General features: G+C 69.0%; 11 protein-coding genes. 3 read left to right on the top strand and 8 right to left on the bottom strand.

What is annotated here, in order from left to right:
* The first annotated feature begins 4 nt into the window (after positions 1-4).
* Positions 5-883 (top strand): DUF3500 domain-containing protein, encoded by an 879-nt coding sequence (locus tag ACIBH1_RS35300; RefSeq protein ID WP_397318357.1) that lies wholly within the window; start codon positions 5-7, stop codon positions 881-883.
* On the opposite strand, the gene ACIBH1_RS35295 is transcribed toward ACIBH1_RS35300, so the two are convergent.
* Entirely contained in the window at positions 880-1251 is a 372-nt protein-coding gene (locus tag ACIBH1_RS35295) for a hypothetical protein (RefSeq protein ID WP_397318356.1), read from the bottom strand. The genes ACIBH1_RS35300 and ACIBH1_RS35295 overlap by 4 nt on opposite strands.
* 33 nt (positions 1252-1284) lie before the next feature.
* On the opposite strand from ACIBH1_RS35295, the gene ACIBH1_RS35290 reads away from it, so the two are divergent.
* Complete coding sequence (locus ACIBH1_RS35290; RefSeq protein WP_397318355.1) at positions 1285-1893, top strand: maleylpyruvate isomerase N-terminal domain-containing protein; 609 nt, start codon at positions 1285-1287, stop codon at positions 1891-1893.
* 231 nt (positions 1894-2124) lie between these two features.
* Here ACIBH1_RS35290 and ACIBH1_RS35285 read toward each other — a convergent pair whose 3' ends face one another.
* The 6 genes from ACIBH1_RS35285 to ACIBH1_RS35260 all read right to left on the bottom strand — a co-directional run bounded on the left by ACIBH1_RS35285 (position 2125) and on the right by ACIBH1_RS35260 (position 8831).
* Complete coding sequence (locus ACIBH1_RS35285; protein WP_397318354.1) at positions 2125-3357, bottom strand: ABC transporter substrate-binding protein; 1233 nt, start codon at positions 3355-3357, stop codon at positions 2125-2127.
* A 66-nt stretch (positions 3358-3423) separates the two neighbouring features.
* Entirely contained in the window at positions 3424-4524 is a 1101-nt protein-coding gene (locus ACIBH1_RS35280; RefSeq protein ID WP_397318353.1) for a branched-chain amino acid ABC transporter permease, read from the bottom strand.
* 47 nt (positions 4525-4571) lie between these two features.
* On the bottom strand, positions 4572-5459 hold the full coding sequence (locus ACIBH1_RS35275; protein WP_397318352.1) for a branched-chain amino acid ABC transporter permease: 888 nt from the start codon (positions 5457-5459) through the stop codon (positions 4572-4574).
* Positions 5456-7297 carry an AMP-dependent synthetase/ligase gene (locus ACIBH1_RS35270; protein WP_397318350.1) on the bottom strand — a complete coding sequence of 614 codons (1842 nt, stop codon included), beginning with the start codon at positions 7295-7297 and terminating at the stop codon, positions 5456-5458. The genes ACIBH1_RS35275 and ACIBH1_RS35270 overlap by 4 nt, the downstream gene beginning before the upstream one ends.
* Positions 7294-8058: an ABC transporter ATP-binding protein gene (locus tag ACIBH1_RS35265; RefSeq protein WP_397318348.1), complete on the bottom strand. Its 765-nt coding sequence runs from the start codon at positions 8056-8058 to the stop codon at positions 7294-7296. The genes ACIBH1_RS35270 and ACIBH1_RS35265 overlap by 4 nt, the downstream gene beginning before the upstream one ends.
* On the bottom strand, positions 8046-8831 hold the full coding sequence (locus ACIBH1_RS35260; RefSeq protein ID WP_397318347.1) for an ABC transporter ATP-binding protein: 786 nt from the start codon (positions 8829-8831) through the stop codon (positions 8046-8048). Before ACIBH1_RS35260 ends, ACIBH1_RS35265 begins: the two co-directional genes overlap by 13 nt.
* A 120-nt stretch (positions 8832-8951) precedes the next feature.
* On the opposite strand from ACIBH1_RS35260, the gene ACIBH1_RS35255 reads away from it, so the two are divergent.
* Positions 8952-9209 carry a ubiquitin carboxyl-terminal hydrolase 14 gene (locus ACIBH1_RS35255; RefSeq protein ID WP_397318346.1) on the top strand — a complete coding sequence of 86 codons (258 nt, stop codon included), beginning with the start codon at positions 8952-8954 and terminating at the stop codon, positions 9207-9209.
* Between the two features lie 61 nt (positions 9210-9270).
* Here ACIBH1_RS35255 and ACIBH1_RS35250 read toward each other — a convergent pair whose 3' ends face one another.
* Positions 9271-11655 (bottom strand): ATP-binding cassette domain-containing protein, encoded by a 2385-nt coding sequence (locus tag ACIBH1_RS35250; protein ID WP_397318344.1) that lies wholly within the window; start codon positions 11653-11655, stop codon positions 9271-9273.
* Positions 11656-11687 lie beyond the last annotated feature (32 nt).

Raw genomic sequence — 11687 nt, 5'->3', positions numbered from 1 at the left:
GAACGTGGACTTCCTCAACGCCCTGACCGACGCCCAACGCCAGGCCGCCCAGCACTCCTTCGCCGACCCCCGCCGCCTCCAGTGGACCTACCTGCCCGGCGCCCGGCCCGGCGTGCCCCTGCTCGGGCTCTCGTCCGCCGCGCGCAAGGCCGCCCACCGCCTGCTGGCCTCGGTGCTCACCCGGCACGCCTTCGCGCAGGCCGTGACGGTGATGGCGATGGAGGAGGTCATCGACCTCGACGAGGGCGGACGCCGCGGACGCCACAGCGACGACTACTACCTGGCCGTCTTCGGCGACCCCGCCTCCCCCACCTGGGCCTGGCGCTTCGAAGGACACCACCTGTCGGTCACCACGACCTCCATCGACGGCCGCCGCGAGGTCGGGCCCGTGTTCATCGGCGCGCGACCCGTCTCCGTCCTGTACGGCACAGCGCCGGTCATCCGGCCGCTCCCCCTCGAAGAGGACCTGGCCCGCGCCCTCCTCGCCGCCCTGACACCCGCCCAGCGCTCGGTCGCCATCGTGGACGCCACAGCGCCGGACGACATCCTCACCGGCGACGCCACCGAGGTCACCGAACTGTCACCCCTGGGAGTACGCGCCGCCGACCTCGGCTACGCCGCCCGCGACCTGCTCACCCGGCTCGCCTCGACCTACACCGACCGCCTCGACCCCGCCGTCAGGCCCGCCCTGTCGGACCTGTCGTTCGCCTGGGCCGGGCCCACCGCGCGCGGCCTCGGGCACTACTACCGGATCCAGGGCGCCGACCTGGTCATCGAATACGACAACACCCAGGACGGCGCCACCCACGCGCACAGCGTGCTCAGACGGCCCGGCGCCGACTTCGGAGCCACCCTGCTCGCCGAGCACCTGTCACGCTCTTAGGTGCAGGCCTTGCGCAGCTCGTCGAGGTAGGTGACGGTCTCGCTGCTGACCTTCTGGACCGTGTCGACGGCCTCGTTGACCGAGTTCACGTTGATCTTGCCGAGCTCGGCGGCGAGGTTGTCGGTGGCCTCCTTGATCGTGGTGTTGGACGCCTTGTCCGCCAGGTCGTTGAGCTTGGCGGCCGAGTCGTCGAGCGCCTTGTTCATGGCCTGGGGGTCGTCCTTGAGGCGGGTCAGCTCGGCACCCAGATCGGTGAGGATCTTCGGGGCCTCCAGGCAGGCCTGAGCCTTGTCGATCGTGCTATTGATCTCGCTGCAGCCGGTCAGGAGAATGGCCGCAGCCGCGGTCATGGCCAACATTCGCTTCATGCCCGGACCCTACCCAACGCTTAGGGTGTGTGCATGGATGGGAAGATCGTTCGCCGCGTTGCGTCGGAATGTTGCGACTACCTCGAATCGGTCACCGGGGAGAAGTGGTCAGAAACCGGCGTGCCCGGCATGGACTGGAACGTTGCCCAGGTCGCGGCGCACATCAGCGAGACGGTCTTGTGGTACGCCACCGACCTGGTCGCCGGAGACCGCGAGCTGAGCACGATGGAGATGCGGGTGCGGCCCGAGTCTGCGCCCGACGACCTGGCTGCCACCCTGCGGACCTTCGCCTCCCTCCTCGCGCACGCCGTGGACGGGGTCGGGCCCGACGTGCGGGGCTGGCACCCGCACGGGCTCGCCGACGCCTCGGGGTTCGCGGGGATGGCGTGCGACGAGATGCTGGTGCACACCGCCGACATCGGGGCCGGGCTGGGCGTGCCGTTCCAACCGTCCCCGGAGCTGGCCTCGGCGACACTGCGGCGGCTGTTCCCCTGGGCGCCGGAGGGGGGCGATCCCTGGGAGACGCTGTTGTGGGCCAACGGGCGAGCGGACCTGCCTGGCTTGGAACGTCAGGCGGGGTGGCGGTGGCACTGCGCGCCGCTGTCGGAGTGGGACGGGACCAATCCTCGGGTGGTGTCGTAGCCCAATAGCTGCTTGACGGTTCCCGGGGTCATGACGGCGGACCATCCCACCAACGCGCCACCGATGCGCGCGCACCACGTGGCCCTCGTCAGACGGCGAGGGCCACGACGGCGGCCAAGGCACCACCCGCCCGCGACGAACGGTCACTGCCACCCGCCCCCGGCCCGAGCAGGACCGGGGGCGGGTGGGTGGGCGGGCGGTGGGCGGGGAAGGGCGGGAAGGCGGAAGAGGTCAGAGCTTCTGGAAGCAGGGCCCGTCCATGGTGTACCCCTGCGCCGTGGACCCGGTGTAGAAGTCCTTCACCATCGACACCCCGGTCGGCGCGGCCTCGTCGACCTTGTTGATCAGCGTCTGCCGGAACGTGGCCGCGTTGGCGTCGCCGGCGAAGTTGCCCGCGTCGGCGGGCAGCATGCCCTCGTAGTCCACGGTCGCCAGCGACTTGACGGCCGCGAGCAGGCCCTTGCGGGACACGTCCCCTCCGGCGACCATCTTGTCGAGCGCCGCCTTCATCGGGTAGGACCAGGCCCACCCGGAGGTGTAGCCGTCGTTGGGCGTGACGTTGGGCAGGGCGTCGCGCATGGCCTTGTGGCCGGGGGTGTCGGAGCCCCACGACTTGCCGGGCGACGACTGCTCGTACAGGGCCTTGAGCGCGGGCGCCGCGGGCGACTTCAGCAGGGCGGGGTTCCAGGTGGGGCCGGTGCCGATGAAGCGGCCCTTGTACCCGGCGGCGGCGGTCTGGCCGACGATGGTGGCCATGTCGGCGGGGCCGGTGGTGATGATGACGACGTCGGGCTTGTTCTTGGTGATCTCGGTGATGGCGCGGCCCTGCTCGGTGGCTCCCGGCGGGGTCTCGAGGGCGGTGAAGGTCACGCCGGCCTTCTCGGCGGCGATCTTGGCGCCCGCGGCGGCGTCGGCGCCGTAGTCGCCGGCCAGGTGCACGGCCATGATGGACTTGGGCTTGTAGGTCTCGACGGCGTAGTCGACGGCGTTCATCGACTCGATGCAGTAGTTGGACCCGGTCTCGATGATGACGTCCTCGAACTCCCAGGCCGAGGTCCAGGATGCGGGGGCGGAGACGATGCTGTTGGCCTTGAGGTCGTCGATGATGGCGGCGGTGGTGGGTGAGCCGAGGGTCTGGGCCAGCCCGAGCACCTTGTCCTTGATCTCGTTGTAGACCTGGCGGTGCGTCTCGGGGTTGTACTTGTTGTCGCGCACGTAGGCCTGCACGTCGACCTCGTACTTGCCGCCGATGCCGCCGGCCTCGTTGACGCGCTTCCAGAAGGCCTTCTGGGCGTCGGTGATGGGCACGGCGAGCGCCGCGAACGGCCCGGCGGTCAGGTCGGAGATGGTGCCGAGGTAGATGCAGCCCTTGTTCTTGTCCACCGCGATCGGGCACGGTTCGCTGGTGATCCCCGGCGCGTTGGCCGCCGCCGTACTCTCCGTGGAGGACTCTCCTCGGAACATGCCACAACCGGACAGAAGCCCGACTATCGCGATATATCCGATCAGTCGTTTCATTGCAGGGGCTCCCTAATACGAGAAGGGCCAGCTCTTCCAGTAGTTGCGCACGCGGATCCAGATCCCGAAGAGCCCGCGTGGTTCGAACACGAGGAACAGAACGATCAGCAGGCCGTACAGCACGGTCTCGACCTGGAACACGTTCGGCGTGACGGTGGTGTCGCCGCTGACGAAGGGCACGAAGCCCGGCAGCGAGCGGGTGAGCGGCTGGATGAGCACGATGAACAGCGCGCCCATGATCGATCCCGAGACGGTCGCCACCCCGCCGATGAGCACCATCGCGATGAACTGCACCGACAGCAGCAGCGAGAACGACCCGGGTTCGACGAACCCGGTCATCACGTACAGCAACCCGCCCGCGCACCCGGCGTAGAAGGAGGAGATCCCGAAGGCGAGCACCTTGTAGCGGGTGAGCGGCACCCCGATGACCTCGGCGGCGATGTCGCGGTCGCGGATGGCCGAGAAGGCCCGGCCGATGCGCGACCTGGCGAGGTTGCGCGCGGCCACGGCGAAGATGATCAGCATGATCAGCATCAGCGTGTACAGGGACTGCTCGCGGGTGCCGAGCGGCCCGTCGACGTCGAGGCGGGTGCCGAAGAGCGTCGGCAGCGCCGCCTGGCGGCCCACGCCGGGCCCGCCGGTCAGGTGGTCCCATTCCTTGAAGATGTGCTCGCCCAGGAAGACCAGGCCGAGCGTGACGACCGCCAGGTACAGCCCGCGCAGCCGTACGGCGAGCGGCGCGACCAGCACGCCGGCGAGGGCGGCGAGCAGGCCGGCTGCGGGCAGCCAGATCCAGATCTCCGTCAGCCCGAAACCCAGGTTCCGGCCGTCGACGGGACCCGACAACGCGGCGGCGGTGTAGGCGCCGATCGCGACGAAGAAGGCGTGGCCGAGGGAGATCTGGCCGGCGTAGCCGGAGACGATGTTGAGCCCGATGGCGCCGATGGCCAGGACGAAGGCGCCCGCCAGGACCTCCAGCGAGCGGTCGGCGAGCACGCCGGACAGCAGGAAGGCGACCAGGACCAGCACCAGCGTCCAGATCCGCTTGGCCGTGGTGTCGAGCAGGGCCATGTCCTGGCCGTAGGAGGTGTAGAGCAGGGGGCGCCCGCGCACCCTGCGAGACCGTCCGGTCGGTATGTCCGAATCACGGCTGACGGTGGTCATACGCGCTCGACCTCCCGCGTGCCGAAAAGTCCGTACGGCCGGACGAGCAGGACCAGGAGCATCACCACGTACGGCGAGACCACGGCGAAGTTCTGGCCCAGCCACGGCGCGATGTCGCCCTGGTAGCTCTGGAACAGCGACTCCACGACGCCGATCGTCAGCCCGCCGATGACCGCGCCTCCCAGCGAGTCGAGCCCGCCCAGGATGATCGCCGGCAGCGCCTTCAGCGCGATGATCCAGGTGAGCTGCTCGACGCCCTGCCCGGTGCCGACGAACATGCCGGCGATCGCCGCCAGGAAGCCCGCCAGCCCCCACGACAGGGCGAACACCGCGCCCACCGAGACACCCTGCGCCAGGGCCGTCTCCTGGTCGTAGGCGGCGGCCCGCATCGCCAGGCCGTACCTGGTGTAGCGGAAGAACGCGAACAGCAGCCCGACCAGCACCGCGGTCACCGCGAGCATGGCCAGCCAGCGTTCCTGCACCACGAGCGGTCCGAGCGCGACCTGGTCGAAGCCCCACGGGTCGCCCATCTGCCGCACGTCACGGCCGATGTAGTGATTGACCACCACCCGGATGACGATGTCGATGCCCAGCGTGATGATCGCCACGACGAACACGGGACGGCCCACCATGGGCCTGATCGCCACGCGTTCGATGCCCAGAGCCAGCACCGCGATCAGCAGCGCGGCCAGCGGCACGGCCAGATAGAACCCGGTCACCTCCACGAGATAGGACACGGCCACGGCGCCCGCGAGCATCAGCGCGGGCTGCGCGAAGCTGATGACCTTGGTCGCCTTGTAGATGATCACGAAGCCGAGGGCGAGCAGGGCGTAGACCGACCCGTTCCCCAGCCCCCTGACGACGGTCTCGAGCAGACCTTTCAACGACGGTACATCCCTTCCACGAGGTCCTCGAAGAGCCGGGCGATCGCCGAGCGCTTGACCTTCTGCGTGGGGGTGAGCTCGCCGTCCTCGTGGTCGAGCTCCTTGGGCAGGAAGGCGAAGAGCTTGATCTGCTCGACCCGGTTGAACTGCTCGTTGACGCCGTTGACGATGCCCTGCACCAGCTCGCGCACCTCGGGTTTGTCCGACAGGTCGCGATAGGTGGTGTACGGCAGGCGCCGGCGCCGCGCCCACTCCCCCACGACGTCGAGCTCGATGCCGATGAGCGCGGTCAGATAGGGCCGGCGGTCGCCGATGACGACGGCCTCCTTGATGTACGGCGAGGCCTTCAGGGCGTTCTCCATCTCGCTGGGCGCCACGTTCTTGCCGCCCGCGGTGATGATGATGTCCTTCATGCGGTCGGTGATCCGTACGTGCGTGCCGTCGACCCACTCGCCCACGTCGCCGGTGTGCAGCCAGCCGTCGTCGTCGAGCACGTCGGCGGTGGCGCGGGGATTGCCCCAGTATCCGGCGAAGGTTCCGGGGTGGCGGGTGAGGATCTCGCCGGTCGCCTCGTCGATCTTCAGCTCGATGGCGTCGTGCGGTTCCCCGACGGTGCCGAGCTTGACGCGTCCCGGCCGGTTGGCGGTGGCGATGGCGGTGTTCTCGCTCATGCCGTACACCTCGTGCATGCGCACCCCGATGCCCATGAAGAACTTGAGCACGTCGGGGGCGATCGGCGCAGCGCCGGAGGAGGCGTAGCGCACGCGGCGCATGCCGAGCCGCTCGCGCAGCGCGCGGAAGCAGAAGATCCAGCCGATCGTGTACAGCACGCGGGTCGCGGCGGTGTGGGTGCCGCCGGTGCGGACCAGGGAGTCGCCGACGCGGTCGGCCACGCGCAGCCAGAAGCGGGTCGTCGTGCGCTTGAACCAGGAGGCGGAGTCGAGCTTGATGTTGACCTGGGCCAGCACCTTCTCCCAGATGCGCGGCACGCCGAACAGGATGGTGGGCTGCACCTCGCGCAGGTTGGCCTGGACGGTCTCGATGGACTCGGCGAAGTTCACCTGCACGCCGGCGGCGGAGTTGAACCAGACCGTGAAGGCCCGCTCGGCCACGTGGCACAGCGGCAGGTACGACAACGTCTGGTCGCGCTCGTTGGGCGGCGGCGAGGTGAAGCCGCCGCTCTTGACCAGCACCTCGACCGCGAACTCCACGTTGGCCACGGTCAGCATGACGCCCTTGGGCGGTCCCGTGGTGCCGGAGGTGTAGATCAGGGTCATCACGTCGGCGGGCCGGGTCTCGGCCATGCGCCTGGCGACCGCGCCCTGGTGCTCGCCGCGGTGCTCCACGCCGATGAAGAGGAACTCGTCCCAGTGCAGCAGGCGCGGGTCGTCGTAGCGCCCGCGGATGCCGCGTGGCTCCAGGTAGACGATGCGCTCCAGCTCGGGGCACTCGCCGAGCACCTCCAGGGCCTTGTCGACCTGTTCCTGGTCCTCGGCGATGAGGATCTTCGCGCCGGAGTCGGCCAGCAGGTAGGCCACCTCGGAGGCGGGGTTGGTGGGGTAGAGGCCCACGGTGACGCCCCGGACGGCGACGATGCCGAGATCGGCGTAGAGCCACTCCGGCCGGTTCTCCGAGTGCACGGCTATCCGGTCGCCGGGCTCGACGCCGAGCGCGAGCAGGGCGTGGGCGACGATCTCGACCTGGTTCCAGTACTCCGCCCAGGTGATCTCCTGCCAGACGCCGAAGTCCTTGTGGCGCAGGGCGACGGCGTTCGAGGATGCCCGGTCGCGCACCCGGGTCACGATGGTCTCAACGGTCTGAACAGCGGTCACGGTCATGCCGCACCTCCCAAGTAGGCCTCGATGACCTTGGGGTCCTGCTGCACCTGCGAGGGCGCGCCGAGCGCCACCGGCTTGCCGAAGTCGAGCACCAGCACCCGGTCGGCCAGGTCCATGACCAGGCCCATGTCGTGTTCGACGAGCACGATGGGGATGCCCAGCTCGTCGCGGATGTCCAGGACGAACCTGGCCATGTCCTCGGTCTCCTCCAGGTTCATCCCGGCGACCGGCTCGTCGAGCAGGAGCAGCTTGGGCTCCATGGCCAGGGCGCGGCCGAGCTCGACGCGTTTCTGGATCCCGTACGGCAGCAGCCTGACGGGGTGGCGCCGCCACACCTCCAGTTCGAGGAAGTCGATGATGTCCTCGACCCTGGCGCGTGCCTGCAGCTCCGCCTTGCGCGCCCTGCCGTACCACAGGACCGCCGACAGCGCGCCGTAGCGGAAGTGGTGGTGGCGGCCGAGCATGAGGTTGTCGAGGACGGTCAGGTTGTCGAAGAGTTCGACGTTCTGGAAGGTCCTGGCCATGCCCATGGCGGCGATCGCGTGCGGGTGCAGGCCGAGCAGGTCGTGCTCCAGGAAGCTCACCCCGCCCTGCTGGGGCCGGTAGACGCCGGAGAGCACGTTGAAGATCGAGGTCTTGCCCGCGCCGTTGGGCCCGATGATCGCGAACAGTTCCTTGTCGGCCACCTCGAAGCTGACGCCGCTGATCGCCTTCACGCCGGCGAAGCTGAGGTGCACGTCTTGAAAGGTCAGGACAGCCATCGCTTGCGCCTCTTGTAGTGCTTGACGTCACGGAAGGACTTGGCGGCGCCCTCCGCGCCGAGTCCGAGGTAGAACTCCTTGATGTCCTCGTCGGACAGCAGGTCGGCGGCGGGTTTGTCCATGACGATCTTGCCGGTCTCCATCACGTAGCCGTGGCTGGCGATCGACAGCGCCATGGTGGCGTTCTGCTCGACGAGCAGCACCGTGGTGCCCTGCTTGTTGATCTCGACGATGAGCTCGCGGATCTGCCCGACCAGCGCCGGGGCCAGGCCCAGGCTGGGTTCGTCCAGCAGCAGCACCTCCGGACTGGCCATGAGCGCCCGGCCGACGGCGAGCATCTGCTGCTCGCCTCCGGACAGGTAGCCCGCGACGCCTCGCCGGCGGCCCTTGAGCACGGGGAAGAGCCCGTAGACCCGTTCGAGGTTGGCGTCGATCTGTTTGGCCCTGGTGTGCGCGCCGACGCGCAGGTTCTCCTCGACGGTGAGCTCGCCGAGGATCCGGCGCCCCTCCATCACCTGGCTGACGCCCTTCTGCACGACCTGGGCGGGTCTGAGGTGGTGGATGGGCTCGCCGTTGAGGGTGATGGAGCCCTTGGTGATCTCGCCGTCGTGCACGTCCAGCAGGCCGGACAGGGCACGCAGCAGGGTGGACTTGCCCGCGCCGTTGGCCCCCAGCAGGGCCACGATCGCCCCCTTCGGGACGGTGAGGCTGACGCCTCTCAGCACGAGCATGACGTCGTCGTAGACGACTTCGAGGTTGCGCACGTCGAGCACACGAGCTCCTAGCACTGTGTCCTACGTCACTCCCCCGTGACGACAGGTTCCCCATCACCAAGCGCTCGATCAATAGGCGCGACCAAATTGGAACCTTGCTCTGGTCGTAATCTTCTTCCTATGACAACTTGCGAGCATCTTTCCGAGGCCGGCGACGCGCCCGCACGCACGCCGGAGGGCTGCGAGGAATGCCTGGCCAGCGGCGGTCGCTGGGTGCACCTGCGCCGGTGTCTGGAGTGCGGCCACATCGGCTGCTGCGACTCCTCGCCCGGCAAGCACTCCACCGCCCACTTCCACGCCGAGGGGCATCCGGTGATCCAGTCCTTCGAACCCGGCGAGTCGTGGCGCTGGTGCTTCGTCGACAGCAAGATCGGCTGACCGGTCCTGAGAACACAGAACGGCCCTGCCTGTTCAGGCAGGGCCGTTCTCGGGTCGTGCGTCAGGCGCCGACGTAGGCGGCCAGGTGCTCGCCCGTCAGCGTGGAGCGGGCCGCGACGAGGTCGGCGGGGGTGCCCTCGAAGACGATCTTGCCGCCGTCGTGGCCGGCGCCGGGTCCCAGGTCGATGATCCAGTCGGCGTGCGCCATGACGGCCTGGTGGTGCTCGATCACGATCACCGACTTGCCCGACTCGACCAGCCGGTCCATCAGGGCCAGCAACTGCTCCACATCGGCCAGGTGCAGCCCGGTGGTCGGCTCGTCGAGCACGTAGACGCCGCCCTTGTCGGCCATGTGGGTGGCCAGCTTCAGCCGCTGCCGCTCGCCGCCCGACAGCGTGGTCAGCGGCTGGCCCAGGCTGATGTAGCCGAGGCCGACGTCGGCCAGGCGCTCCAGGATCGCGTGGGCGGCGGGCGTGCGGGCCTCTCCCGTCGCGAAGAACTCCACGGCCTCGCTGACGGGCATGGCCAGGACCTCGCTGATGTCCTTGCCGCCGAGGTGGTATTCGAGCACGGATGCCTGGAAGCGCTTGCCTTCGCACTCCTCGCAGGGGTTCTCGACGCCGGCCATCATGCCGAGGTCGACGTAGACGACTCCGGCGCCGTTGCAGGTCGGGCAGGCGCCCTCGGAGTTGGCGCTGAACAGCGCGGGCTTGACCCCGTTGGCCTTGGCGAAGGCCTTGCGGATCGGGTCGAGCAGCCCGGTGTAGGTCGCCGGGTTGCTGCGCCGCGATCCCTTGATCGGCGCCTGGTCGACCGAGACGACGCCCGCGGAGCCGGGGATGGAGCCGTGGATGAGCGAGCTCTTGCCGGATCCGGCCACGCCGGTGACGACGCAGAGCACGCCGAGCGGGATGTCGACGGAGACGTCCTGCAGGTTGTGGCGGGTGGCGCCGCGGATCTCCAGCTTGCCCTTCGGGGTGCGCACCTGCTCCTTGAGCGCGGAGCGGTCGTCGAGGTGGCGGCCGGTGACCGTGCCGCTGGAGCGCAGGCCGTCGAGGTCGCCCTCGAAGCAGACCGTGCCGCCTGCCGTGCCGGCGCCGGGGCCGATGTCGACGACGTGGTCGGCGATCGCGATCGCCTCGGGCTTGTGCTCGACGACCAGCACCGTGTTGCCCTTGTCGCGCAGGCGCAGCAGCAGGTCGTTCATGCGCTGGATGTCGTGCGGGTGCAGGCCGATCGTCGGCTCGTCGAAGACGTAGGTGACGTCGGTGAGGGCGGAGCCGAGGTGGCGGATCATCTTGGTGCGCTGCGCCTCGCCGCCCGACAGGGTGCCCGCGGGGCGCTCCAGCGACAGGTAGCCCAGGCCGATCTCGACGAAGGAGTCGAGGGTGTGCAGCAGCTTGCCGAGCAGGGGCGCGACCGACGGCTCGTCGAGGCCGCGGATCCACTCGGCCAGGTCGCGGATCTCCATCGAGCAGGCGTCGGCGATGCTGATGCCCTTGATCTTGGAGGAGCGGGCCTCCTCGCTGAGCCGGGTGCCGTCGCAGTCGGGGCAGGTGGTGAAGGTGACCGTGCGCTCGACGAAGGCGCGCACGTGCGGCTGCAGCGACTCGACGTCCTTGGAGAGCATCGACTTGCGGATCTTGGGGATCAGGCCCTCGTAGGTGAGGTTGATGCCCTCGACCTTGATCTTGGTGGGCTCCTTGTGGAGCAGGTCGTGCAGCTCGCGCTTGGTGAACTTCTTGATCGGCTTGTCCATGTCGAAGAAGCCGCTGCCGGAGAAGATCCGGCCGTACCAGCCGTCCATGGTGTAGCCGGGGATGGTCAGCGCGCCCTCGCCGAGGGACTTCTCCTCGTCGTAGAGCTGGCTCAGGTCGATGTCGTTGACGACGCCCATGCCCTCGCATCGCGGGCACATACCGCCGACGATCTTGAAGTCGCGGCGTTCCTTGACCGTCTTGCCCGCCTTCTCGATCTGGACGGCGCCCGCCCCGCTGATCGAGGCGACGTTGAAGGAGAAGGCCTGGGACGAGCCGATGTGCGGCTGTCCCAGCCTGCTCCACAGGATGCGCAGCATCGCGTTGGCGTCGGTGGCGGTGCCGACGGTGGAGCGGGGGTTGGCGCCCATGCGCTTCTGGTCGACGATGATCGCCGTGGTCAGGCCGTCGAGCACGTCGACGTCCGGCCGCGCCAGCGTCGGCATGAATCCCTGGACGAAGGCGCTGTAGGTCTCGTTGATCAGCCGCTGCGACTCCGCCGCGATCGTGCTGAAGACCAGCGAGCTCTTGCCCGAGCCCGAGACCCCGGTGAACACCGTCAGCCTGCGCTTGGGAAGCTCGATGCTGACGTCCTTGAGGTTGTTCACGCGTGCGCCGTGCACGCGGATCATGTCATGGCTGTCGGCAGCGTGCAGCGCGGGCGACTGCGGGTCCGTGCTCTTGCTCATCGTCTCTCCGTCCATGCGTGGGGTTCGCCTCC

It is taken from the genome of Nonomuraea sp. NPDC050663 (genome assembly GCF_044456985.1).
Lineage (GTDB): Bacteria > Actinomycetota > Actinomycetes > Streptosporangiales > Streptosporangiaceae > Nonomuraea.
This window is presented reverse-complemented; position numbering and strand designations above follow the sequence as displayed.

Excerpts from the sequence above, each read along its gene's own strand:
- ACIBH1_RS35295 (WP_397318356.1), bottom strand. The coding sequence starts at position 1,251 with ATGAAGCGAATGTTGGCCATGACCGCGGCTGCGGCCATTCTCCTGACC.
- ACIBH1_RS35290 (WP_397318355.1), top strand. The coding sequence starts at position 1,285 with ATGGATGGGAAGATCGTTCGCCGCGTTGCGTCGGAATGTTGCGACTAC.
- ACIBH1_RS35285 (WP_397318354.1), bottom strand. The coding sequence starts at position 3,357 with ATGTTCCGAGGAGAGTCCTCCACGGAGAGTACGGCGGCGGCCAACGCG.
- ACIBH1_RS35270 (WP_397318350.1), bottom strand. The coding sequence starts at position 7,297 with ATGACCGTGACCGCTGTTCAGACCGTTGAGACCATCGTGACCCGGGTG.
- ACIBH1_RS35265 (WP_397318348.1), bottom strand. The coding sequence starts at position 8,058 with ATGGCTGTCCTGACCTTTCAAGACGTGCACCTCAGCTTCGCCGGCGTG.
- ACIBH1_RS35255 (WP_397318346.1), top strand. The coding sequence starts at position 8,952 with ATGACAACTTGCGAGCATCTTTCCGAGGCCGGCGACGCGCCCGCACGC.
- ACIBH1_RS35250 (WP_397318344.1), bottom strand. The coding sequence starts at position 11,655 with ATGAGCAAGAGCACGGACCCGCAGTCGCCCGCGCTGCACGCTGCCGAC.